The following is a 22,942-nucleotide window of genomic DNA, read 5'->3' on the forward strand; positions in this document are numbered from 1 at the left end:
GCGGCCGGCAGGATGGAACCAACGATGTTGCCGATACCCGGCACCGGCAGAAACGAGGCGATCATGTTGTTCATGCACAAGCAGCGCCCTGCATTGGCGCGCGTGGTCCGCAACAGCAACGCGGTGCGGTTCGCACCGGAGCACGACGATCCGGGCTCCACGCTCGACGAGGCGATGGACCGCATCAGGGACATCCCGCCCTCGGCGATGTCCAGGCTGAGCGGCTCGCCCACCGTGTTCGCGCGGTAGATTCGATCGGTGGCAGCGGCGGGGCCGGCCCGTCGAGAACCTATGGGAAACTGGGGAACCATGAGCACTATCATCATGCACACGTCCGAAGGCGACATCAAGATCGACCTGTTCGACGACAAGACCCCCGAAACCGTGAAGAACTTCCTCGGACTCGCCACCGGCGAGAAGGAGTGGACCGACCCGCTGACCGGCAAGCCCTCCCATGAGAAGTTCTACAACGGCCTGACCTTCCACCGCATCATCAAGGACTTCATGATCCAGGGCGGCTGCCCGCTCGGCAACGGCACCGGCGGCCCGGGCTACGACTTCGACGACGAGATCGTCCCCGATCTCAAGTTCGACAAGCCCTACCTGCTGGCCATGGCGAACGCCGGCCTGCGCCGCGGCATGGACGGCAAGATCCACGGCACCAACGGCTCGCAGTTCTTCATCACCACCGTGCCGACCCCGTGGCTCGACGGCCACCACACCATCTTCGGCGAGGTCGCGGACGACGAGTCCAAGGCCGTGGTCGACAAGCTCGAGGCCGTGCCGACCGACCGCTCCGACGCGCCGCTCGAGCCGGCCATGATCCTGTCGGTCGACGTGCTGTAATCGTCGGTCATCATCAGCTCATATCGGCCATCCCGCCGACATAACGGCTGCATACCACCCGGTATGCAGCCGTTATGCTATCCGGGCCCGCATTGTGCTGATCTACGGCCTCCGCGCAGGCGCAACCGCTACTGCTGCATCTTGCGCAGGCGCGGCTCCTGGGACTCCTTCGCGCCGGTGATGCGGTAGACGTCGAAGACGCCGTCGATCTTGCGCACGGCGGCGAGCAGACGGTTCAGATGCTGCGGATCGGCCATCTCGAAGCTGAACTGGCTGATCGCCACGCGGTCGCGGCCCGTGGTCTGCGAGCCGGAGATGATGTTCACGCCATGGTCGGCGAGCACGCGCGTCACATCGCTCAGCAGGTGCTGGCGGTCCAGCGCCTCGACCTGGACCTTGACCATGAACAGGCCCTTGGTGCTGGTCCACTGCACCTCGACGACGCGCTCCGGCTGGCGGCGCTGCAGATCGGCCATGTTCTGGCAGTCGGTGCGGTGCACGGACACGCCCTGATTGCGGGTGATGAACCCGACGATCGGGTCGCCGGGCACCGGCATGCAGCAGCGCGCGAGCTTGACCCACACGTCGCCGACACCCTTGACCGACACGCCGAGCGAGCTCGTGGTCTTCTTGGTGGATTCGACCTGGCGCAGCGGCAGGGCCTCCTGCTCCACCTCCTCGTCGACCTCGTCCGAACCGGCGTCCTTGACCAGATGCGCGATGACGTTCTGCGTGGAGATCTGCCCGTCGCCGATCGCGGCGAACAGGTTGTCGGCGCTGGAGAAGTTGAGCTCGTCGGCCACTCCGACAAGCGCGCTCGGCGTCAACAGCGTGGTGATCGGCAGGTTGCGCTTGCGCATGGCGCGCGTCAGCTCGTCGCGCCCCTCCTCGATGGCCTCGGTGCGGCGCTCCTTGGAGAACCACTGGCGGATCTTGTTGCGCGCCTTCGGGCTTTTGACGAAGCTCAGCCAATCGCGCGACGGGCCGGCCGTCTCCGATTTGGAGGTGAGCACCTCGACGGTGTCGCCGTTCTCGAGCTTGGTGTCAAGCGGCACCAGGCGGCCGTTGACGCGCGCGCCCATGGTGCGGTGGCCGACCTCGGTGTGCACGGCGTACGCGAAGTCGACCGGCGTGGCCTGCGCGGGCAGCGAGACGATCTTGCCCTTCGGCGTGAACACGTACACCTCGGCCGCGCCAAGGTCCTCCTTGAGCGAGCCGAGGAACTCGTTGGAGTCGGGGGTTTCGCTCGTCCAGTCGGCGAGCTGCTGGATCCACTTGAGGTTGTCGGCCTCGGACAGCTCCTGGTTGTCGCCGCCGCCCCGCTTGAGGTCCGACTTGTCGGGTGAGCTCAGCGCACGGCCGGCCTGGCCGTTCTCCTTGTACTTCCAGTGCGCGGCGATGCCGAACTCGGCACGCCGGTGCATGTCCCACGTGCGGATCTGGATTTCCACCGGCTTGCCGCCGGGCCCGACGACCGTCGTGTGCAGCGACTGGTACATGTTGAGCTTCGGCATGGCGATGTAGTCCTTGAAGCGCCCCGGAACCGGGCTCCACCGGGCATGCACCGCGCCGAGCGCCGCATAGCAGTCCTGAATCGTGTCGACGATGATGCGCACGCCGACCAGATCGTAGATGTTCGAAAAATCGTGGCCGCGCACGATCATCTTCTGGTAGATCGAGAAGTAGTCCTTCGGCCGGCCCGTCACGTACGCCTTGATGTGCTGCGCGTCGAGATCCTCGTTGATCTCGCTGAGGATCTGCTTGAGGTACACGTCGCGCTGCCCGGCGCGACGGGCCACCAGCACGACGATCTCGTTGTAGATCTTCGGATAGAGCACCTTGAAGCTGAGCTCCTCGAGCTCGGTCTTGATCGCGTTCATGCCGAGGCGGTTGGCCAGCGGCGCGTACACGTCGAGCGTCTCGCGCGCCTTCTTGATGGCGCCGGCGGTCTTCACGTAGCGCCAGGTGCGCGCGTTGTGCACGCGGTCGGCGAGCTTGACGACGAGCACGCGCACGTCGCGGCTCATCGCCACGACCATCTTGCGGATCGTCTCGGCCTGCGCGGAGTCGCCGTATTCCATCTTCGACAGCTTGGTGACGCCGTCCACCAGACCGGTGACCGTATCGCCGAATTCGGCGCGGCATTCGTCGAGCGTGTAGTCGGTGTCCTCCACGGTGTCGTGCAGGAGCCCGGCGGCCACGACGATCGGCCCCATGCCCAGATCGGCGAGGATCTGCGCCACGGCGAGCGGGTGGATGATGTAGGGCTCACCCGATTTGCGGCGCTGCGGCGCATGCTGGGTGACCGCGCGCCGGTAGGCGCGCTCGAGGATCGACATGTCCTCGGACGGATGATGCACCCGGCACGCCTCGATGATCGGCTTGAGCGGATTCAATGGATCATCGCTGATTTCACATCCCAACATACGCGCCGCCGCGTAGTCGTTTTCGGCATTCGCCATGATCCACCTCCCTCGTGTATGACCCTATCCTACCCGTGTCACCGAATGTGACCCTCGCTTTTACGCTGCGCGATTCACGACGCCACGCCGGTCGATCCGAATCCCCGTTCCGCGCGGTCCGAACCGGGCAGCGTCTCGGCGGGGATGAACCGCGCCTCGGCGTACCGCTGGATGACCAGCTGGGCGATGCGGTCCCCCGGCTGGAACTCGGCGGTATGCTCCGGATCGAGGTTGATCAGCGGCACCTTGATCTCGCCGCGGTACCCCGCGTCGACGGTTCCCGGCGCGTTGAGCACGGTGACGCCCTGCTTGGCGGCCAGCCCGGAGCGCGGGTGCACCAACGCCACATAGCCGGCCGGCAGCGCGATCGCCACGCCGGTGGGCACCAGCGCCCTCTGGAACGGCTTGAGCGTGAACGCCTGCGTGGTCTTCAGGTCAGCGCCGGCATCGCCGGCATGTGCGTAGTGCAGCTGAGCGGGATGATCCGGGTCCAGGGACTTGATCAGGACCTCCACGGTTTCCGGCTCGTTGTAGGCGACATCGACTGCCATCAGGCGGCACACTCCTCGCACACCGGCTTGCCGTCGTCGGTGGTGTAGGCGAGCTGGCTGCGGTGCTTGACCAGATAGCATTCGGAGCAGATGAACTCGTCGCCCTGCATCGGGATGACGGTCACCGAAGCGTCCTCGTTGCTCAGGTCCGCGCCGGGCAGCTCGTAGTCCTCGGCAATCGCGTTCTCGTCGTCGTCAATGTCGCTCGAGGCATTCTGCGAACCCTTGCCAAGGGCCTGCAGCGACTCCTCGTCCTCGTCCTTGTTCCGAGGAGAATCGTAATCCTGAGCCATCGTGATCCTTTCATCGAAGTGACTTCTTCTGCGCCATAGAATACATGACTTTTACTCGGCATAGGATACACGATCCGAAATACTCGTAAAATACGACACGTAGGGCACAATAGTAGGTGGAACGCCTCGTCCAAGGAAAGTGGTGCGCACATGCCTGAGAATCCGCTTGAGCAGGCCCGTTTCGACCATGTCGATGCGGCGGGCGAGCTCGTTTTTGCGGTGGGAAACCTGCAGTTCAGCGTCAGCGTCGACGAAACGCTGGAACGCGCCATTCTCGAGGCCAAGCAGATCAGGTCCGAATCCGAACGGCCGAGAAACGCGCGCGCCGGCGAGACGCTGCCCATATCCCAGATCCAGTCGCTGATCCGGGCCGGGGCCGATCCCTCGCGTGTCGCGGAACGCTATGGGCTGAGCGAGGCGCTGGTCCGGCGTTTCTCCGCCGCGGTGGAGACCGAGAAGCAGTATGCGATCGAGCAGTTCCTCACGGTGCCGGCGCCCACGGAGAGCCGCATGCGCACGCTCGCCGAGCTCATCGAACGCACGCTGGCGTCGGCGCGCATCGGCATGGAGACGCTGAACTGGCGGGCCACGCGGCGCGGGCTCGAGCCGTGGAGGATCACCGCGCAATTCCGTTCGGCCGGGCACATGGTCAAGGCCGAATGGACGTGGAACATGCACGACAACGCGGTGGTGTGCCTCAACTCGGCCGCGAAGAAGCTGCTGGGCGAGCAGAACCTCGGGTCGAAGGGCGTCACCGCGGCCCCCAATCTGGCCGCCGGCGGCGATGATTTCCCCATCTCGCTGAACTTGCCGGGCGATTCGATCCGCTCGGCGCGCATCGAGCGCGCGGTGTCGCAGTGGAACGCCGCGCTCAACGACGATCAGGACGCCGGGACGCCCGTCCCCGCATCGGCGGCCAACGGCGCCCCGGCGGCGCCTGGCATGACGGGCCATGAGCCCTTGGTGCGCCCGTCCGAACCGGCCGGCGCCGGATCGGCCGAAGCCGCGACGAGTGCCTCCGTTCCGCCGTCGCCGTCATCGGCTGCCACGAACGGCGCGTCTGCCGCAGTCGCGGCCGAGGCCGCGGGCACCGGCGCGCAGCAGCAACAGCCGCAGACGCCCGATCAGACCGCGGACAAGCCCAAGCGCCGTTCCGGACGCTCGGCGGTGCCGAGCTGGGACGAGATACTGTTCGGCGACTGACGCGGCCGACCGCGCCGAGCCGGCTTACGCCATGCCGGATCGGGTCACGCCACGTCGATCAGACAGGGGATGTCCATCTCCAGCATGGTCTGCGATCCGTGCACGCTGGGCAGATGCGTGGCCATATCGCTTTGGATGCGCGAATCCACGATCGTGACCGCCTGCGCGGCCGACACCAGCACGTCGCCGATCATCGGCTCCACGCGCGGTTCGACCGGCCCGAGCAGCCCCTGCGCGAAGGCCTCGCCCCGCGTGCGCACCAGCGCCAGATCGCCCAGGCGGCGTCGCCATCGCTCGGCGATGGCGTCCGCGGACTCGCCTTCGGCCTTGTACAGCATCAGCGACCGCGGCTCGCCGCCGACCACCGCGACCCCGCGTGCCAGTTCGGGCTCCTCGGCGATGTCGATGCGCTGCGCCGGGTCGGCCATGATCATGCCGTGATCGGCGACGACGACGATCAGGGTGCCCTTCGGCGCGCTGCGCCTGAGCAGCGACAGCTGCGCGTCGATGCGCTCGAAGGTGCCGATCCACCGTTCGGAATCCCAACCGTAGCCGTGCCCGACCTTGTCGGCGTCGCGGATGTACAGGTACGTCAGGCCGGGGGTGCGTGCGGCGGCGCACGCCGCGAGCACGCGGTCGCGCGGCGTGACGTTGCCGATGTAGTCGCTGCCGCGCAGCGCCGCCTCGGTGAGCGGCGACGCGGCGAATTTCGGCAGCCCCGAGCTGGTGGAGCGCACCCCCTGCCCGCGCAGCCGCTCGAAGATCGTGCTCTGGCGCTGCAGGTCGTCCGGGGCGATCGCGTCGTTGAACTGGATGAGCTGCGACAGCTTGCCGGTCACCGGGTTGAGCTGCGTGTAGCCGGCCATGCCGGTGAGCCCCGGGCAGGTGCCGGTGCCGAACGTGGCCATGGCGGCGACCGTGGTGCTCGGCGCGCAGGTGGAGATCGGCCTGGCGTTGGCCGGCTTGTTCATCAGCGAGCGCAGGTAGGGCGCATGGCCGAGCCTCATGGCGAGGTTCCAGTACCCCAGCCCGTCCACGAGCACGACGATGGCGGAGGCGGCATCCGGCATGCCGAGCGCCGTCTGCAGCGCGCGCGGGTCGGCGTGCACCGCCGTTGGCACCGGGTGGCCGATCGCCGCCGTGACGGCCGGCAGCACGGCCGACAGGTGCAGCGCTCCCCCGCGCCCGCCCTTCGCCGTGCCGTCGCCGTAGCGGGCGGTCGGCACCAGCCGCAGCAGTTCGTCCATGTCAGGAACATCCACACTCATGCCATCCATTGAAGCACCGCGGGGTGAACAACGCCCCGCCGGCGGATGGCGGGGCGGAGCGGCGATGCGAACCCATGCCGGGCGGCGGCGGCCGCGCGCCCCGCTGTGCCAGCCATGACACGGCTTTGGCGCGCGGGTTGATATCATGGGGCGGTCACGAATTCCGTCCGACAGTGGGGAGCACGCACGCATGGCATCGCATCGCAAGCCGTCACAGCCCGCCTATGACCTGCGCCAGGTCAAGGAACACATCGTCGAAACGCCGCTGAACGAGGAGATGAGCAAGTCCTTCCTCGAATACGCGTACTCGGTGATCTACGCGCGCGCCCTGCCCGATGCCCGCGACGGCCTCAAGCCCGTGCAGCGCCGCATCGTCTACCAGATGGGCGAGATGAACCTCACGCCGGACCGCCCGTACATGAAGTCGGCGCGCGTGGTCGGCGAGGTGATGGGCAAGCTGCACCCGCACGGCGATTCCGCGATCTACGAGGCGATGGTGCGCCTCGCCCAGCCGTTCGCGATGCGTCTGCCGCTGGTCGACGGCCACGGCAACTTCGGCTCGCTCGACGATGGTCCGGCCGCTTCCCGATACACCGAGGCCAGGCTCGGGCCGGCCGCGCTCGGCATGAACGCGAACATCGACGAGGACACGGTCGATTTCACGCCAAACTACGACAACAAGCTCAAGGAGCCGACCGTCCTGCCGGCCGCCATCCCGAACCTGCTGGTCAACGGCGGCTCGGGCATCGCCGTCGGCATGGCCACGAACATGGCGACCCACAACCTCGGCGAGGTCGTCGGCGCAGCGAAATACCTGATGAAGTACCCGGGCGCCTCGCTCGAGGAGCTGATGCGCTACGTGCCGGGCCCCGACTGGCCGGGCGGCGGCATCATCATCGGCCGCGACGGCATCCGCGAGGCGTACGAGTCCGGCCGCGGATCGCTGACGACCCGCGCCGCCACGCATGTGGAGAACGTGACCGCCCGCAAGAAGGCGATCGTGGTGACCGAACTGCCGTTCATGGTCGGCCCCGAGCGTGTGCTCGAACGCATCTCCGACGGCGTGAAGAACCGCAAGCTCGAGGGCATCTCGGGCGCGATCGACCTGACCGACCGCCACAACGGCACCCGCCTGGTGATCGAGATCAAGACCGGCTTCGACCCGAACGCGGTGCTGCTGCAGCTGTTCAGGCACACGCCGTTGGAGGACGGCTTCACCATGAACAACGTGGCGCTGGTGGACGGCCGCCCGCACACCATGGGCCTCAAGGAGATGCTGCAGGTCTGGATCGACCACCGCCGCGTGGTGGTGCGCCGGCGCAGCGAATACCGCCGCAAGAAGGCGCTCGAGCGGCTGCATCTGGTCGAGGGCCTGCTGCTCGCGATGATCGACATCGACGAGGTGATCCAGGTGATCCGCTCCTCCGACGACGCGGACGCGGCGAAAAGCCGCCTGATCGCCGTGTTCGACCTCGACGACGTCCAGGCCCAGTACATCCTCGATCTGCGGCTGCGGCGCCTGACCCGCATGAGCCGCATCGAGCTCGAGGCGGAGCGCGACGATCTGAAGCGCCGCATCGAGGAGCTGGAGCGCATCCTCGCCTCGGCCGAGGAACTGGACGCCGTGGTGGTGCGCGAAATGGACGAGGCGGTCGAGACCTACGGGTCGCCGCGGCGCACCGTGCTGCTCGACGCCGGCCCGGACGGCGAGCTGACGCCCGTGGTGGCGCACGGCGCCGAAGGCGTGTCCGCATCGGCGCTGGCCGCCGTGCATGCGGCGAACACCGTATCGAACGCGGCCGCCGACGTGGCCGCCGCCGCGGCGGCGAAGAAGGCCGGCGAGGACGAGGCCGCAGCCGCTGCCCTGCAGATCGACGACGAGCCGTGCGCGGTGATGATGAGCGCCTCCGGGCTGATCGCCCGCACCACGCCGTCGGCGGTGGACGTGTGGGAATCGCGCTCGACCGCCGATACCCGCGGCGCGCACGACCAGATCGTCTCCGTGTTCCGCACGTCCACGCGCGCCACGTATGCGCTGATCACGACGGCCGGCAGGCTCGTGCTGGCCCATGTCGCCGACCTGCCGGCGCTGCCGGCTTCGGCGACGCTGAGCACGGCCGGCGGCGTGCAGGCCGAGGAGCTGCTCGGCATGACCGAAAGCACCGATCCGATCCGCGGCGAACGCGTGGTGACCGCGGTGCCGATGAGCCCGGCCGGCGGCGGCGACGAGTCGCTGCCGCCGTTGGCGATCGGCACGCGGGGTGGCGTGGTCAAGCGTTGGAACCGCGAGGCGCCGACGACCATGGATTCGTGGAGCGTCATCGACCTCAAGGACGGCGACGCCGTGGCGTTCGCCGCCCAGGCGCGCGACGACGACCGCATCGTGTTCGTGTCGTCGGATTCCTCGCTGCTCACCTTCGACGCCTCGAATGTGCGCCCGCAGGGCCGCACCGCGGGCGGCATGGCCGGCATCAGGCTGGCCGAGGGGTGCCACGTCGAGGCGTTCGCCGTGGTGCCCGCCGGCAAGGTCGCATGGACCTACGAGGAGGGCGACAACGGCCTGTCCACGTCCTCGGGGGCCGTGGTGCTGACCGTCGCCGGCGACAAGGACGCGCTGGCCGGCACCGAAAACGGCGCCGCGAAGGTGACGCCGCTGGAGATGTACCCGACCAAGGGCCGCGGCACGAGCGGCGTGCGTTCGCAGCGCTTCCTCAAGGGGCAGAACACGCTGATCCTCGCGTGGGTCGGCACGTACCCGCTGCACGCCTCCACGCAGGCCGGCACGCCCGTCGAGCTGCCGAAGCCCGATATGCGCCGCGACGCCTCCGGCGTCGACCTCGCCGTCCCGATCGCGTTCGTCGCGTAAGTCCTTGGTCCCTGGCTCCCCCCTCAGAGGGGAGCCACATATGGGCTGGATCCACTGCAGGCTTATTCCCTACGCTGATAGACCGATCCGCAGGCCATCCTACCGGCGGTACAGGCCGTGCTTGCCGATGTACTGCACCACGCCGTCGGGCACGAGGTACCAGACGGGTTCGCCGTGCTCGGCGCGCCGGCGCACATCGGTCGAGGAGATCGCCAGCGCGGGGATTTCCAGGGTGTCGACCCTGCCGTCCGGCAGTCTGACGCCCTCCGGAGACGAATACCCGGGGCGGGTCACCGCCACGAAGTGGGCGAGCTCCCACATCTGCGCCGCGTCCTTCCACTGCATGATCTCGGCGACGGCGTCGGCGCCGGTGATGAAGAACAGCTCCGCATCCGGGTGCTGCGCGCGGATGTCGCGCAGCGTGTCGATCGTGTAGGTGACGCCGGGGCGGTCGATGTCCACGCGGGAGACGGTGAACTTCGGGTTCGACGCGGTGGCGATCACGGTCATCAGATACCGGTCCTCGGCGTTGGTGACCTTCTTGTCGAGCTTGAACACGGGCCGGCCGGTCGGCACGAACAGCACCTCGTCGAGGTCGTACACCCATGCCACCTCCGATGCGGCCACCAGGTGGCCGTTGTGGATCGGGTCGAAGGTGCCGCCCATGATGCCGATGCGGGGCCTTGAGTGCCGGTTGCCGCGTGTGGATAGCCGCCAGGTCGGCGCGCCGACGGTCGCTTCGGCCGGCACGTCCAGCGACAGCTCGGACATGCGCCGTTCGGGTTCGGCAGCGTTCGCGCTCATGCCGCGCGTCCCCTGCCCGATTCGCCCTCGCGCTCGGCGGATTCGGTCTCCTGCTCGATCTCGTCCGCGGTCGGGTTGCCGTCCTGCGGGTCGATCTTGTCCATGTCCTCGTCCCATTCGTCCTGCACGACGCGGCGGATCTCGGCGAAGGTCGGCAGCGGGAAATCGGGCTGGTACAGCCTGCGCACCTCGGCCACGCGCTCGGTGATGCGGATCAGCGTGTCCGTCATGCCGTCCACGTCGCCGTCGCGTTCCATCTTGGAGAACCGGCCGATGTACTGCTCCATCATCAGGATCTGCTCGCGCACCGTGGCCAGCTGCCTCTCGTCGAGCGCGACGATCTCCGGCGAATGCTCGTCGGGCCATTCGATGAGCACGGCGTCGGCGTATTCGAGCGACGCGCGCTGGCTGGCCGAGGCGATGCCGTCCTCGATCTGCACCAGGAACACGTAGCGCACGGTGCTCAGCCGCTCCGCGGCGACCTTCATGCCGAGCTTCTGGTCGCTCAGGTCGATGTCGGGGCGCAGCCGCTGCGCCGCCAGCGCCCGTTCGCTGAACGACTCATCCATGACCGTTGCCTTGTCCGGCGTTGCCTCGCTCATGCCCTCACCTGCCCGGTTCCGTATCCGATCCATTTGGTCGTGGTCATCTCGCGCAGCCCCATCGGGCCGCGCGCGTGCATCTTCTGCGTGGAGATGCCCAGTTCGGCGCCGAAGCCGAACACGCCTCCGTCCGTGAAGCGCGTGGACGCGTTGACCATCACCACCGCCGAATCGACGCCGGCCGTGAAGCGCTCGATCGCCGGATAGTCCTCGGCGATGATCGACTCGGTGTGCCCGGTCGAATGGCGGTTGATGTGCTCGATCGCCTCGTCGAGCGAGTCGACCACCTTGACGCCCATGGTCAGCGCCAGGTATTCGGTGTCCCAGTCCTCGTCGGTGGCCCGGGACAGGTCGATGCCCTCGCCCCCGGCGATGATGCCGTACGCCGCCTCGTCGGCGCGCAGCGCCACGTTCGCGTCCGCCAGCGCCCGGGCGGCGATCGGCAGGAAGGTCTCGGCGATGTCGCGGTGGACCAGCAGCTTCTCGGCGGCGTTGCACACGCCGACGCGCTGGGTCTTCGCGTTGATGATGATCGGGATGGCCTTGGCCAAATCCCCCGAACGGTCGACGTAGATGTGCACGTTGCCGGCGCCCGTCTCGATGACCGGCACCTTCGAGTTGCGCACGACGGCCTGGATGAGCCCGGCTCCCCCGCGCGGCACGAGCACGTCGATGTGGCCGCGCGCCTCCATCATCGCGGTCGCGCCGGCGCGGCCGTACCCGTCGACGGTGTCGACCAGCGCCGCGTCGAAGCCGTGGGACTCCAGCATGCCGCGGATCACGGCGAGGGTCGCCGCGTTGGTGCGCTCGGCCGCATGCCCGCCCCGGAGGATCGCCGCGTTGCCGGACTTGAGGCACAGGCTGGCCACGTCGACGGTGACGTTCGGGCGGGCCTCGTAGATCATGCCGATCACGCCGAGCGGCACACGCTGCTGCTGCAGCCGCAGGCCGTTCGGCAGGCTGTAGCCGCGCACGATCTCGCCGATCGGATCGGGCAGCGTGGCGACGTGGCGCACGCCTGCCGCGGCCGCGGCCACGCGCGGCACGTCGAACTTGAGCCGGTCGAGCTTGCCGGCATCCATGCCGGACTCGCGCGATTCGATCATGTCGAGTTCGTTCGCCCCCGCGATGTCGTCGGCATGGGCGTCGAGCGCATCCGCGATCGCGTTCAGCAGTTCGTTCTTGGCTTCCGTGTTCGCCCTTGCGAGCGAGCGCTGGGCGCACGACGCCGCGTCGGCCTTCGCGCACACCGCGCCGAACACGGCGGCGGCCACCGTGGCTTCCTCACTATTCGTCATAGACACAGCGTACCGCAGACCGGGCCCGAATCCACCCCTTGTTCCACCGGAATCCGATGTTCGCGCCGCGCCTTGCGCGGGCGTTTCCGGCGCACGCACGGGGGTGACGACCGCATCGGGGAACGCGCGGGCCCCGCTGCCCACGGCTGACGCTAGACTGGTGGGCGTTCGGATCAGTTCCATTCACCCAATTCAGCAAGGACCAGACGTGACCACGTTCCACAGCACGCGCAGCACCACCGATTCGCTCACTTCCAAGCAGGCCATCCGCAAGGGCATCGCCGACGACGGCGGTCTGTTCGTCACCGATTCTCTCGGCCAGACGAAGGTCTCCATCGACGATCTGGCCGGCAAGCCGTACCAGGCGATCGCGGCCGAGGTGCTCGGCGCGCTGCTGCCGGACTTCGACGAGGCCGAGCTCGGCCAGTGCATCGCCGAGGCATACGGCCAGCAGTGGTCGGACGAGCGGATCACGCCGCTCAAGCCGCTCGGCGACGACTACGTCCTCGAGCTGTTCAACGGCCCGACCTCCGCGTTCAAGGACGTGGCCCTGCAGATCCTGCCCCGCTTCATGGCGTGCACGACCCCGGCCGGCGGCGACGAGGACGAGAGGATCATGATCCTGACCGCCACCTCGGGCGACACCGGCAAGGCCGCGCTGGCCGGATTCGCCGACGCCCCCGGCACCGCGATCACGGTCTTCTACCCGCAGGGCAAGGTCTCGCAGGTGCAGGAGCTGCAGATGACCACCCAGACCGGGTCCAACGTCGCGGTCGCCGCGGTCGAGGGCAACTTCGACGACGCGCAGTCCGCGGTCAAGCGCATCTTCGGCGACCGCGAGCTGGCCGACCGCCTGTCCTCCGACTCGCACGTCGTGCTGTCCTCCGCGAATTCGATCAACGTCGGCCGCCTGGTGCCGCAGGTCGTCTACTACTTCGCCGCGTACGCGCAGCTGCTCGAGAGCCAGGTAATCAACGTGGGCGACGAGGTCGAGTTCGTGGTGCCGACCGGCAACTTCGGCGACATCCTCGCCGGCTACTACGCGAAGCTGCTCGGCCTGCCGGTCAAGCACCTGATCGTCGCCTCCGACAAGAACAACGTGCTCTTCGATTTCCTGACCACCGGCACGTACAACCGCCAGCGTCCCTTCTTCCAGACAATCAGCCCGTCGATGGACATCCTCATCTCCTCGAACCTCGAGCGCATGCTCTACTACATGGCCGAGGGCGACACCCGCCTGATCTCGATGCTCATGAACGACCTCAACCAGTGGGGCGCCTACGAGATCCCCGACGACGTGCTGGCCAAGATCCGCCACCTGTTCGGCTGCGGCTGGGCCGACGAGGACCAGGTGCGCGCGGCGATCCACGACTGCTGGGAGAAGAACCACTACGTGATCGACCCGCACACCGCATGCGCGTACTTCGTCGCGCAGCAGATCCCGCCCGACCCGCTCACGCCGCGCGTGATCCTGTCGACCGCCAGCCCGTACAAGTTCCCGCGCGTGGTCAACGAATCGCTCGGCCTCGACGCCACCGGCACCGACTTCGAGTGCATGGACGTGCTGTCCGCAGCCACCGGCACCACCGCCCCCGCCGCGCTGCGCGGGCTGGAGACCGCCGACGTGCGCTTCAAGGACGTCGTCGCCATCGACAGGATGGAGGCCTACGTCGAACAGACCGCCAAGGCGCTGTAACCCATCCGGGACGGTCCGTCCCAACCGTGTAAAAGCCGGTAGTTCCATGTCCGAACTACCGGCTTTTACACATTTAAACCCCCTTTTCCGTGTAAACCCCGGGAGTAGCCCGCGGATTCTCCCGGGGTTTACACGGAAAAGGGCCGTTGGGCGTGTGAAAGTCGGGAGTTTACAGTTCCCGCTTGGACCAGACGCGCAGCGAGAGGCGGTAGGAGGCCGTCAGCGCGGCCGCGGCGACGGCCAGAGCGATGGCGCACCATCCGGCGAACGGGACCATCGCGGCGGCGGCCTCCACCTGGCGGATCACCGAAGCCGGAGCGGTCCTGAAGCACACGAATACGATCATGCCCAGCAACGCCGACGCGAGGACGATCCGGTTGAGGGCCTGGGCGAAGGTATACGCGTAGTACACCGGCATCTGCACGGCGTACAGCAGCGCGAACATCAGCGCCGCGCCCACGAACGCCGGACCGGACCCGGACAGGTCGAGCCCAAAGGCCAGCACGCCGATGACGCATTCGACCGCCAGCTGCACGCAACCCCAGAGGAACAGGCACGCCATCGTCGCGTACCGCGCGCGTACCTGCGTGCGGCGGGAGGCCGGCAGCAAGGCGATGATGCGCGTCGACTCCTCGGTGAGGGACAGCGAGAACAAGGTGCCGACCGTCAGCGTCCAATAGCCCATCGTCAGGCACGCCATCAGCACGATGGCCGATTTCGACGGCAGTATCGCGGCGGACAGCGCGAACAGCAGCGGGAACAGGTAGGCGATCACCGACGAGAGGGTGCGTTTGCCTTGCGTCACCAGAATGTCCAGGCGCATCAGCCGAAGCATGATCGGCCACGACGGCGGAATATCGCGGCTCATGTCACAGCTCCTTTCCGGAGTAGAAGCGCACCGATACCACGAACGACACGGCACAGACCACCAGAGCGGCCACGACGGCGAGCACCGCCGCCATATTCGCGTCGGCGGCCAGCGCGTCGATGACCGGAGCCACAACGGCGTCGAGGAATGCGTTGACGCGTGCCTCGCCCAGCAGGGTCACCAATGCCAGCATCAGCGCCACGATGCCCATGGAACCGACGAAGACGGCGCCGCAGATCACGACCAGCGCCCGCTGCGCCGGGAACCGGTACAGCAGCGGGTACAGGATCGACTCGAATACCAGATACCCGACGAATGTGCCGGCAATGGTGCGGGTGCCGCCAGCCGACCAAAGGGCCGTATGCCCAAGCAGATTCATGACGAGCGTATACACCGTGAAATCGAGGCAGAACAGCACCGTCGCGGCGAGCATGAACAGATACCGCGCGGTCACCTGATGGGCGCGCGACACGGGGATGATGCCGTTGAGCCTGCCGGCGCCACTCTGGTTCTCATAGATGAACACGTAGAACGGGATCACCGCGAACACGCCGTAGAACGCGCCGTTGACGCCGGCTGCGGCGGCGCCGACCGCCATGCCGTTCATCAGCAGCGCCATCGCCACCATGATCACCGGCATGACCGCCGTGAAGAACAACAGCATGTAGCGCCCCTGCGAGTTGAACCGGCGCATATCGAGCCGGAACGCACGCATGATCGCGTTCATCGTGCCGCCTCCTGACCGGATCCCGCACGCACGTTGGTCAGGCGGATGATGTCGTCGATAGACACCGGCTCGACGCTCAGCGACGAGACCGGGCCGGCCACGCCGTCCGCGGCGAGCCGGGCGAAGTCGTCGGTGCGTACCAGCGCGTCGAATCCGGTTTCGTAGCGGTGGACGCCGACCGCGGCCCGCCGTACGGCGTCCAGCTCGCCCGGCCCGCCCTTGACCAGACGGAACGATTCCTCGAGTTCGCTCGTCGGACCGGTGAAATACAGCCGCCCGCGCGTGATGTAGGTGATGAAGTCGGAGGCGCGCTCCAGATCGGCGGTGATGTGCGTGGAGAACAGCACGCTGCGCCGCCCGTCCTCGATATAGTGCTGCAGAATGTCCATCAGCTCGTCGCGCGCGAGCACGTCGAGGCCGCTGGTCGGCTCGTCGAGGATGAGCAGCGACGCCTCATGGCTCAGCGCCACGGCGAGCATGAGCTTCATCTGCATGCCGCGCGACAGCTCCTTGATCTTCTTGCGGCGGTCGAGGCCGAATCCGGCGAGGTAGCCGTCGAACGCGGCATGGTCCCAGGTCGAGTACATCGTCGCCATGGCCTTCTCCGCGACGCCGACCGTCCACGTTTCGATGAAGTAGCTGGAGTCGAACACGACGCCGATCCGATCCTTGACGTACTCCTCGTCGCGCCGGTTGTCGCGCCCGAAGATCCGGATCTCGCCGGCGTCGCGGCGGATCATGTTGAGGATCAGTTTGATGAGCGTGGACTTGCCGGCGCCGTTCGGGCCAATCAGGCCCATGATGTAGCCCACCGGCAGGTCGAGCGTGATGTCGTCGAGCGTGAAGCCGGACTTGTAGCGCTTCGTCACGCCGGTGACGGACAGCGCCATCGGCGTTGCCGCGGCGCCCGCAACGGTCGCGGCGACGTCGTCTGCGGTGATCATGATTGCTGCCTCCTGTACTCTTCTTCGAGCATGCCCATCAGATCGAGCAGCGGGATGTCCGCCGCCCTGGCCGCCGTGCTGGCTTCGGCGAGACCGGCCCTGACGCGCTCGGCGAGCTGGCGTTTCATCAGCTCGTTGCCCTTGCTCATCACGAAGGTGCCCTTGCCCTGGATGTTCTGCACGATGCCCTCGTCGGCCAGCTCGTTGTACGCCCTGGTGACGGTGAGCACGGACACGCGCAGTTCCTTGGCCAGTTTGCGCAGGGACGGCAGCGCCTCGCCGGAGGCCAGATCGCCGGACAGCACCGCCGCCCTGATCTGACTTTTGATTTGCTCGTAGATGGGTTCTCCGGACACGGATGAGATGATCAGTTTCACCCATATCCCCTTTCCTATCAATGGTTGATGCACAGTCGTGCAGCCCGTCGACTGTTTAACTGTTATATATAACAATATAACTGTTATGCGGGCATGTCAACGCCTCCGACCGCCATGATCCATCGCGGCGGCCGGAGGCGGTCATGGGGCGTCACGCCGCCGCTACAGCGCCTCCGGGGCGTCGGCGAAGTCGAAGAGCACGCCGTCGGCGAGATCGCAGATGGCGGGCCAGTCGTGGTCGGACGAGTCGTCGTGCATGGCCCAGACCGCCATGCCGACCGACTTGGCCGACCGCATGCCGACCAGCAGGTCCTCGAACACCGTGCAGTCCCGCGGCGCAACGCCCAGGCGCGAGGCCGCCAGCAGGTACACGTCGGGGCGGTCCTTGCCGATGTCGCCCACGTCGTCGACGCTGACGACCGTGTCGAAGCATTCGAAGATGCCGACGTGCTTCATCGCCGGCTCGCGCAACGCCGGCGGCAGGGACGTGGCGACGGCGAGCTTCGCGCCGGAAGCGCGCAGCCTGGTCAGATACTCCCGCGCGTGCGGCTTGGCCTCCACCACCGTGGAATAGGAGACGCGGGCCATGTCGTCCCACTCCCGCATGAGCTGGTCGGGCGTGTCGGGTAGCCCGAAGCGGGCGATCGTGTATTCGGCGATCTGCTGGAACTGCATGGACGCGACCTTGACCATGTAGTCGGGCGGCACGGGGATACCGCGCCGGCCGAGAAAGTCGATGTCGACCTGGTCCCACACGCCCATCGAGTCGAGCAGCGTGCCGTCGAGATCGAAGATCGCGCCCTTGCCGGCATTGATCGCACCGTCGGCCATAACCCCTCCTTCACCACATTCGTTCATCCCGAGCGTAGCCGAAGGTGGAGTCGAGAGCATTCCCCGTTCCCTCGATCGGTTTCGCCGGGAGCGCCCGTCAGTCCAGGCTCGACGAGGCGAGCAGCTCGCGCGCGTGGTCGAGCGACGCCTCGGACTCGGAGCCGGACAGCATGCGGGCGATCTCGCGCACACGCTCGTCGCCGCGCACCTCGGCGACGGTGGTGACGACGCCGACCGCGTCGTCGTCCGCATCCGGAGGCTCCTTGGTGACGACGAACTGCGCGTCCGCCCAACTGGCGACCTGCGCCAGGTGCGTGACGACGACGACCTGCGCGGTGCGCGCGAGCCGCGCCAGGCGCCGGCCGAGTTCGACCGCCGTCTTGCCGCCGACGCCGGCGTCGACCTCGTCGAAGATGAAGGTCATGGGCGCGGCGCTGCCCGACCGCCGATCGGCGGCGGCCAGTTCCATGGCCAGCATGAGTCGGCTCAGCTCGCCGCCGGACGCGCTTTTGCCCATCGGCAGCTCGGGCGCGCCCTCGTACGGCGTGAACAGGAACGCGATGTCGTCGGCGCCGTTCGCGTCGAGCGGCCATGTCGCCGTTTTGCCGGCGCCGCCACGGCGACGCACACGGATCTCGAGCACGGCGCCGTCCATGGCCAGCGACGACAGTTCCCCCGTAACCGTCGAGGCAAGCGACGCGGCGGCGGCCGTACGCGCCGCGCCCAACCGGTCGGCGGCCTCCATCGCCGCGGCGTACAGTGCCTTGCGCTCCCCCTCGAGTTCGGCGACCTTCTCGGGCGAGGCGTCGAGATCCTCCACCTCGAACACGGCCTTGTCGCGCCACTCGATCACGTCGCCCAAGGTCGGACCCCACCGGCGGGTCAGCTCGCCCAGCTCGTGGATGCGCGCGTTGATCTCGTCGAGATCGGCCACATCGCCCTCCACATCGCGGTCCCGGCTCAGCGAGTACACGACGTCCGACAGATCGGCGTTGATGGAGTCCAGCCGATCGGCCAGCTCGGAGAAATCGCCGTCGGCGCGGATCGCGCGCAGCGACTGCGCCGCATGGTTGATGAGCTCGCCGGCGCCCAGGGCGTCGGTGTCGACGTCCATCTGCGACGCGTCCAGCGCGCCGAGCGCGGTCCCGACGCCCTGCGCGATGTCGGCGGCGTTCTCGATGCGCGACCTCTTGGCCTTGAGCTCCTCGTCCTCCCCCGGCTGCGGGTCGACGCGATTGATGCGTTCGATGGATTCGCGCAGGTAGTCGGCCTGCTGCCGGGCCGACGCCTCCTGATTGCGCAGTCGTTCCAGCCGCCCGTCCATCGCCTGCAACGCGTCCCACGCCTTGCGGTAGTCGGCGAGCTCGCGATCGTCACCGGCCACCGAATCGAGGAATTCGCGCTGGCGAGCCGGCGAGGCGATGCGCAGCTGATCGGCCTGCCCGTGGATCGTCACCAGTTCGCCCGACAGCGCGCCGAGCACGGCGCGGGGCACGCTGCGGCCGTTCACCACGGCGCGCGACCTGCCGGACACCGGCACGGTGCGCGACAGGAACAGTTCGCCGTCCTCCGGCTCGATGCCGGCGTCCCGCGCGATGCGCACGGGAGCGGAAGCCTGCTCCTGTTCATCACCTTCATCACCGCCGGCGACGCCGCCCGACACCGCGAACACGCCCTGCGCCCACGCCTCCTTCGCGTCGGCGGACACGCGGCCGGCGTCGGCCGCGCCGCCGGAAATCAGCTTGATCGCGCTGAGCAGCATCGATTTGCCGGCACCGGTCTCGCCGGTGATCGCCGTCATGCCGACCGCGGGGGTCAGCAGGGCATGACGAATCGGGCCGAGATCACGGATCTCCAGTTCCTCAAGCATCAGCGGCCGTCCTCCCCATGCGCGCTGTGCAGCCTGCCGATGCCGTCGGGGAACACATGGCCGTGGCGTACCGGCTGGTCCGCGCCACGCGCATGCTCGCGCCAGCCGACGACCGGCAGATCGAATTTCGTGACGAGGCGGTTCGTGAACGGCACGCCGGACAGTCGCGCCAAACGCAGCGTGTCCTTCGACTGGCGTACCTCGACGCGCGTGCCCTTGGGCAGGGCCCGCTGCCGACGCCCGTCGCAGCAGATCCACCCGTCGGACATCGAATCGTCCAGGATGTCAATCGCGAAGGTCGATCCGGCGCCGATGATCAGCGGCCTGGCGAACAGCGCGTGGGCGGCCAGCGGAATCAGCTGCAGCGCCTGCACGTTCGGCCACATGATCGGCCCGCCGGCCGAGAACGCGTAGGCGGTCGACCCGGTCGGCGTGGACACGATCACGCCGTCGCACCCGAACGAGCTCATCTCCACATCGTCCACGCGGATCGACAGCTCGACCATCTTGCCGCGGTCGGCGCGCTCGAGCGTGATGTCGTTGAGCGCCCAGTCCTCCAGCGGCCTGCTCGCGCCCGGCAGCCACACGTCCACATGCGCGATCATGCGCTCGTCGATCGAATAGTCGTGGTCGGCGACGCGCCGGATCGCCTCGCTCATCTGGAAGCTCTCGAACTCGGCGAGGAAACCGACGTGGCCGAGGTTGACGCCCAGAATCGGCACGCGGGTGCAGTGCACGAGTTCGGCGGCGCGCAGGATCGTGCCGTCGCCGCCGAGCACCACCACGATCTCCGTGTTGTCCTTGACCACGGGCGAGGGGGTGCCGAAATCCGGGGCGTTGGCGTTGTCCACCACCGTGACCTCGAATCCGGACTGTCTCAGCTGCTCCACGGCCTCGGCAATCACCGTGCCGCTTTCGCGCAGCCGCGCGTGCGTCACCACCACCGCATGTCGAGCACCGCTCATCGCCATCCCCTTTGTTTCTGCCAAGACGCCGGACACCATCCAATTCTAACCGAACCAACCGAATTTCGAACACATGTTCGCATGTCGGGGCATGTCGGGGCATGTCGCAGACCCCCACGTTCTCATACACTGGGCATACAATGACCTGAGGAATCCGTGAGCCGGCGCACCGCGAAGGAGAAGGACCGATGTCGAATCTCGTCTTTGACGAGTCCTCCTCCAACCGCGAGGCCTCGCGGGGATACGCCTGGTGGTTCTCCGGCGACACCTTCGAGAAGGCGGCGGCCGAGGAGCGCCGCCCGCACCGGCACACCTTCACCCACCGGATGATCTCGCATCCCGGCCGGCTGACCATCATCTACTTCCTGCTGCTGGTGGTCGTCTCGACGACCATGCTGCTGCTGCCGCCCTCCACGCCGAAAACCGAGACGACCTCGTTCTCCACCGCGCTGTTCACCGCCGTCTCGGCGCTGTCGACCTGCGGCATCTCGATCGTCAACTCCACCACGCACTGGACCACCTTCGGCCAGGCGGTGCTGCTGGTGTCCGTGCAGATGGGCGGCCTCGGCGTCATGACCTTCGCCTCGATGATCGCGCTGGCCGTGAACCACCACATGAAGGCCACCCAGCGGCTGCTCACCGCCAGCGAGCTCGGCACCACCAAGCTCAGCGAGATCAGGGGCGTGCTCGCCGTGGTCGTCACCACCACCTTCGTCATCGAGTCCATCACCTTCTTCGCCCTGTTCCCCGGCCTGTTGCACGTCAACAAGGGCGACTGGGGCAAAACCGGCTGGGAGGCGCTGTTCTTCGCCGTCATGTCGTACAACAACGCCGGTTTCACGCCGGACGGCGCCGGGCTGCACGTCAACGACTGGGCCGTCGGCATGCCGATCATGCTCTCCGCGTTCTGCGGCACGCTCGGCTTCCCGGTGCTGCTCAACCTCATGCGCTGCGCCCGCAACCACACGCCGCCGCGGCGCTGGAGCCTGCACACCAAGGTGACGCTGGCCATGACCTTCCTCATCGTCGCCGCCTCGCTGACCTGGTTCCTGCTGGTCGAATGGGACAACCCGTTCCTGTTCCGCGACGCGGACGTGGAGACCCGTCTGCGGCATGCGGTGGTGGCGGCCGTCATGCCGCGCAGCTCGGGCTTCGACCTGTCGTGGGTGCCGCAGGTGAGCGAGGCCACCAAGGTGTTCATGAGCGCGGTCATGTTCGTCGGCGGAGGCAGCACCTCCACGGCCGGCGGCATCCGCGTCACCACCTTCGCGGTGATCCTGCTCGTCTGCCGTGCCTCGTTCACCGGACACAAGGACGTCACCGCGTTCCGCAAGCGCATCCACACGAATGTGGCGATGACGGCGGTCAGCATCACCACCACCTGCCTGATGCTCGTGCTCGCGGCGTCGGTCGGGCTGATGCTAGTGTCCGGCGCGACGCTGTCCAACGCCCTGTTCGACGCCTGCTCGGCGTTCGGCCTCGGCGGATATTCGGTCGGCGTGGCCCGCGAGGACAATCCCGCGGCGCTGGCGATCCTCGCCGTCACCATGGTGGTCGGCCGCCTCGGGCCGATGACGATCGCCTATTCGATCAGCCGACCGCGCGCGCTCGAGGCGGTGCGCTACCCGACCGAGCCGCTGGTCGTCGGGTGACGCGCGGGGCTCCGCGGGCCGGCCGCGGCGGCATACGATAATGAAGCCGGTAACGAGTTCGAAGGCAAGGAAAGGAACGGGCGATCATGGCCGATAACAGCAGAAGCGTGCTGGTGGTCGGGCTGGGCCGCTTCGGCAGCTCGGTGGCGACCACGCTCGACGCGATGGGGCAGGACGTGCTCGCCGTCGACAAGGACCCGGGACTGGTCAACCGCTGGTCGTCGCAGGTCCCGACCGTGCAGGCCGACATGACGGACGTGCTCGCCGTGGAGCAGCTCAACGCCACCGATTTCAGCACCGCGATCGTCGCGATCGGCGACAGCGTCGAGGCGTCGGTGATCACCACCGGCAACCTGCTGGACGCCGGTATCTCCGATATCTGGGCGAAGTCCGTGTCGAAGGAGCACGCGCGCATCCTGCAGCGCATCGGCGCGCGCCACATCATCAACGCGGAGACCGACGCCGGCAAGCGCGTCGGGCATCTGGTGAGCGGCAACTATCTCGACTACATCGAGATCGAGGGCGCGCACACCGTCGTCAAGATCCACACGCCCCCGCACGTGGTCGGCTACAGCATCGAGGACGCGCGCGTGCACGAGCGCTACGGCATCACCGTGGTCGGCATCAAGTCGCCGGGCAAGGAATTCGAATACGGTTCCAAGGAACTGACCATGCACCGCAACGACGAGCTCATCATCATGGGCAAGGAGGACCAGATCGACAAGTTCATCCACGGATAGCACGCCATGACGGGTCTGGCTCCCCTCTCGGAGGGGAGCAGATCCAGAAGAGCCTGATATCAGGTCTCCTGCTGGTTTT

Annotated in this window: 21 protein-coding genes; 7 read left to right on the top strand and 14 right to left on the bottom strand. The window is 67.6% G+C overall.

Features of this window, described 5'->3' with window-relative positions; all coding sequences use genetic code 11:
* Positions 1-12: 12 nt before the first annotated feature.
* Entirely contained in the window at positions 13-249 is a 237-nt protein-coding gene (locus BBSC_RS08205) for a hypothetical protein (protein ID WP_374042838.1), read from the top strand.
* A gap of 60 nt (positions 250-309) precedes the next feature.
* On the top strand, positions 310-846 hold the full coding sequence (locus BBSC_RS08210) for a peptidylprolyl isomerase (RefSeq protein WP_033518078.1): 537 nt from the start codon (positions 310-312) through the stop codon (positions 844-846).
* Between the two features lie 128 nt (positions 847-974).
* Here BBSC_RS08210 and BBSC_RS08215 read toward each other — a convergent pair whose 3' ends face one another.
* The 3 genes from BBSC_RS08215 to BBSC_RS08225 all read right to left on the bottom strand — a co-directional run bounded on the left by BBSC_RS08215 (position 975) and on the right by BBSC_RS08225 (position 4,152).
* A complete protein-coding gene (locus BBSC_RS08215) occupies positions 975-3,308 on the bottom strand; it encodes a RelA/SpoT family protein (protein WP_033518080.1) in 2,334 nt (777 codons plus the stop codon).
* Between the two features lie 74 nt (positions 3,309-3,382).
* On the bottom strand, positions 3,383-3,859 hold the full coding sequence (gene dut / locus BBSC_RS08220) for a dUTP diphosphatase (protein ID WP_033518081.1): 477 nt from the start codon (positions 3,857-3,859) through the stop codon (positions 3,383-3,385).
* Complete coding sequence (locus BBSC_RS08225; protein WP_033518083.1) at positions 3,859-4,152, bottom strand: DUF4193 domain-containing protein; 294 nt, start codon at positions 4,150-4,152, stop codon at positions 3,859-3,861. The genes dut and BBSC_RS08225 overlap by 1 nt, the downstream gene beginning before the upstream one ends.
* A 150-nt stretch (positions 4,153-4,302) precedes the next feature.
* On the opposite strand from BBSC_RS08225, the gene sepH reads away from it, so the two are divergent.
* The gene (gene sepH, locus BBSC_RS08230; RefSeq protein WP_033518085.1) at positions 4,303-5,355 is read left to right on the top strand and encodes a septation protein SepH; all 1,053 of its coding nucleotides are present in this window, start codon (positions 4,303-4,305) and stop codon (positions 5,353-5,355) included.
* Positions 5,356-5,399: 44 nt separating this feature from the next.
* Here sepH and BBSC_RS08235 read toward each other — a convergent pair whose 3' ends face one another.
* On the bottom strand, positions 5,400-6,623 hold the full coding sequence (locus tag BBSC_RS08235) for an alkaline phosphatase family protein (RefSeq protein ID WP_033518087.1): 1,224 nt from the start codon (positions 6,621-6,623) through the stop codon (positions 5,400-5,402).
* 190 nt (positions 6,624-6,813) lie between these two features.
* On the opposite strand from BBSC_RS08235, the gene BBSC_RS08240 reads away from it, so the two are divergent.
* The gene (locus BBSC_RS08240; protein WP_033518089.1) at positions 6,814-9,489 is read left to right on the top strand and encodes a DNA gyrase/topoisomerase IV subunit A; all 2,676 of its coding nucleotides are present in this window, start codon (positions 6,814-6,816) and stop codon (positions 9,487-9,489) included.
* Between the two features lie 99 nt (positions 9,490-9,588).
* Here the strand turns inward: BBSC_RS08240 and nadD are convergent, their stop codons facing one another.
* Genes nadD through BBSC_RS08255 form a run of 3 tightly spaced genes read right to left on the bottom strand, consistent with a single transcriptional unit; the run spans position 9,589 to position 12,193 of the window.
* Positions 9,589-10,293: a nicotinate-nucleotide adenylyltransferase gene (gene nadD, locus BBSC_RS08245; protein WP_033518092.1), complete on the bottom strand. Its 705-nt coding sequence runs from the start codon at positions 10,291-10,293 to the stop codon at positions 9,589-9,591.
* Positions 10,290-10,862, bottom strand: a complete 573-nt coding sequence (locus BBSC_RS08250; protein WP_033518153.1) for a hypothetical protein — start codon at positions 10,860-10,862, stop codon at positions 10,290-10,292. Before BBSC_RS08250 ends, nadD begins: the two co-directional genes overlap by 4 nt.
* Before the next feature lie 29 nt (positions 10,863-10,891).
* Positions 10,892-12,193, bottom strand: coding sequence for a glutamate-5-semialdehyde dehydrogenase (locus BBSC_RS08255; protein ID WP_033518093.1), 1,302 nt, complete (start codon positions 12,191-12,193; stop codon positions 10,892-10,894).
* A gap of 208 nt (positions 12,194-12,401) precedes the next feature.
* Here BBSC_RS08255 and thrC point away from each other — a divergent pair, with 208 nt between their 5' ends.
* Positions 12,402-13,889, top strand: a complete 1,488-nt coding sequence (thrC, locus tag BBSC_RS08260; protein WP_033518095.1) for a threonine synthase — start codon at positions 12,402-12,404, stop codon at positions 13,887-13,889.
* Between the two features lie 169 nt (positions 13,890-14,058).
* On the opposite strand, the gene BBSC_RS08265 is transcribed toward thrC, so the two are convergent.
* From BBSC_RS08265 to BBSC_RS08295, 7 genes are all read right to left on the bottom strand, one after another.
* Positions 14,059-14,757: an ABC-2 transporter permease gene (locus tag BBSC_RS08265; protein ID WP_033518097.1), complete on the bottom strand. Its 699-nt coding sequence runs from the start codon at positions 14,755-14,757 to the stop codon at positions 14,059-14,061.
* Between the two features lies 1 nt (position 14,758).
* On the bottom strand, positions 14,759-15,484 hold the full coding sequence (locus tag BBSC_RS08270) for an ABC-2 transporter permease (RefSeq protein ID WP_033518100.1): 726 nt from the start codon (positions 15,482-15,484) through the stop codon (positions 14,759-14,761).
* Positions 15,481-16,428: an ABC transporter ATP-binding protein gene (locus tag BBSC_RS08275; RefSeq protein WP_046726184.1), complete on the bottom strand. Its 948-nt coding sequence runs from the start codon at positions 16,426-16,428 to the stop codon at positions 15,481-15,483. The genes BBSC_RS08270 and BBSC_RS08275 overlap by 4 nt, the downstream gene beginning before the upstream one ends.
* Positions 16,425-16,805 carry a GntR family transcriptional regulator gene (locus BBSC_RS08280; protein WP_033518102.1) on the bottom strand — a complete coding sequence of 127 codons (381 nt, stop codon included), beginning with the start codon at positions 16,803-16,805 and terminating at the stop codon, positions 16,425-16,427. Before BBSC_RS08280 ends, BBSC_RS08275 begins: the two co-directional genes overlap by 4 nt.
* A gap of 162 nt (positions 16,806-16,967) precedes the next feature.
* Complete coding sequence (locus tag BBSC_RS08285) at positions 16,968-17,636, bottom strand: HAD family hydrolase (RefSeq protein ID WP_033518104.1); 669 nt, start codon at positions 17,634-17,636, stop codon at positions 16,968-16,970.
* Between the two features lie 97 nt (positions 17,637-17,733).
* The gene (recN, locus tag BBSC_RS08290) at positions 17,734-19,506 is read right to left on the bottom strand and encodes a DNA repair protein RecN (RefSeq protein ID WP_033518106.1); all 1,773 of its coding nucleotides are present in this window, start codon (positions 19,504-19,506) and stop codon (positions 17,734-17,736) included.
* Entirely contained in the window at positions 19,506-20,471 is a 966-nt protein-coding gene (locus tag BBSC_RS08295; RefSeq protein ID WP_046726183.1) for an NAD kinase, read from the bottom strand. Before BBSC_RS08295 ends, recN begins: the two co-directional genes overlap by 1 nt.
* A 188-nt stretch (positions 20,472-20,659) precedes the next feature.
* Between BBSC_RS08295 and BBSC_RS08300 the strand changes: the two genes are divergently transcribed.
* Positions 20,660-22,123, top strand: coding sequence for a TrkH family potassium uptake protein (locus tag BBSC_RS08300; RefSeq protein ID WP_033518108.1), 1,464 nt, complete (start codon positions 20,660-20,662; stop codon positions 22,121-22,123).
* Between the two features lie 86 nt (positions 22,124-22,209).
* Positions 22,210-22,863: a potassium channel family protein gene (locus BBSC_RS08305; RefSeq protein WP_033518109.1), complete on the top strand. Its 654-nt coding sequence runs from the start codon at positions 22,210-22,212 to the stop codon at positions 22,861-22,863.
* Positions 22,864-22,942 lie beyond the last annotated feature (79 nt).

It is taken from the genome of Bifidobacterium scardovii JCM 12489 = DSM 13734 (genome assembly GCF_001042635.1).
GTDB classification, from domain to species: domain Bacteria; phylum Actinomycetota; class Actinomycetes; order Actinomycetales; family Bifidobacteriaceae; genus Bifidobacterium; species Bifidobacterium scardovii.

Bases quoted from the DNA above. Each gene is read 5' to 3' on its own strand.
- BBSC_RS08295 (WP_046726183.1), bottom strand. From the start codon at position 20,471: ATGAGCGGTGCTCGACATGCGGTGGTGGTGACGCACGCGCGGCTGCGC.
- BBSC_RS08255 (WP_033518093.1), bottom strand. From the start codon at position 12,193: ATGACGAATAGTGAGGAAGCCACGGTGGCCGCCGCCGTGTTCGGCGCG.
- BBSC_RS08270 (WP_033518100.1), bottom strand. From the start codon at position 15,484: ATGAACGCGATCATGCGTGCGTTCCGGCTCGATATGCGCCGGTTCAAC.
- BBSC_RS08205 (WP_374042838.1), top strand. From the start codon at position 13: ATGGAACCAACGATGTTGCCGATACCCGGCACCGGCAGAAACGAGGCG.
- BBSC_RS08305 (WP_033518109.1), top strand. From the start codon at position 22,210: ATGGCCGATAACAGCAGAAGCGTGCTGGTGGTCGGGCTGGGCCGCTTC.
- BBSC_RS08240 (WP_033518089.1), top strand. From the start codon at position 6,814: ATGGCATCGCATCGCAAGCCGTCACAGCCCGCCTATGACCTGCGCCAG.
- BBSC_RS08235 (WP_033518087.1), bottom strand. From the start codon at position 6,623: ATGAGTGTGGATGTTCCTGACATGGACGAACTGCTGCGGCTGGTGCCG.
- BBSC_RS08250 (WP_033518153.1), bottom strand. From the start codon at position 10,862: ATGGATGAGTCGTTCAGCGAACGGGCGCTGGCGGCGCAGCGGCTGCGC.
- sepH (WP_033518085.1), top strand. From the start codon at position 4,303: ATGCCTGAGAATCCGCTTGAGCAGGCCCGTTTCGACCATGTCGATGCG.
- BBSC_RS08300 (WP_033518108.1), top strand. From the start codon at position 20,660: ATGTCGAATCTCGTCTTTGACGAGTCCTCCTCCAACCGCGAGGCCTCG.
- BBSC_RS08215 (WP_033518080.1), bottom strand. From the start codon at position 3,308: ATGGCGAATGCCGAAAACGACTACGCGGCGGCGCGTATGTTGGGATGT.
- BBSC_RS08285 (WP_033518104.1), bottom strand. From the start codon at position 17,636: ATGGCCGACGGTGCGATCAATGCCGGCAAGGGCGCGATCTTCGATCTC.
- BBSC_RS08265 (WP_033518097.1), bottom strand. From the start codon at position 14,757: ATGAGCCGCGATATTCCGCCGTCGTGGCCGATCATGCTTCGGCTGATG.
- dut (WP_033518081.1), bottom strand. From the start codon at position 3,859: ATGGCAGTCGATGTCGCCTACAACGAGCCGGAAACCGTGGAGGTCCTG.
- BBSC_RS08210 (WP_033518078.1), top strand. From the start codon at position 310: ATGAGCACTATCATCATGCACACGTCCGAAGGCGACATCAAGATCGAC.
- BBSC_RS08225 (WP_033518083.1), bottom strand. From the start codon at position 4,152: ATGGCTCAGGATTACGATTCTCCTCGGAACAAGGACGAGGACGAGGAG.
- BBSC_RS08275 (WP_046726184.1), bottom strand. From the start codon at position 16,428: ATGATCACCGCAGACGACGTCGCCGCGACCGTTGCGGGCGCCGCGGCA.
- recN (WP_033518106.1), bottom strand. From the start codon at position 19,506: ATGCTTGAGGAACTGGAGATCCGTGATCTCGGCCCGATTCGTCATGCC.
- nadD (WP_033518092.1), bottom strand. From the start codon at position 10,293: ATGAGCGCGAACGCTGCCGAACCCGAACGGCGCATGTCCGAGCTGTCG.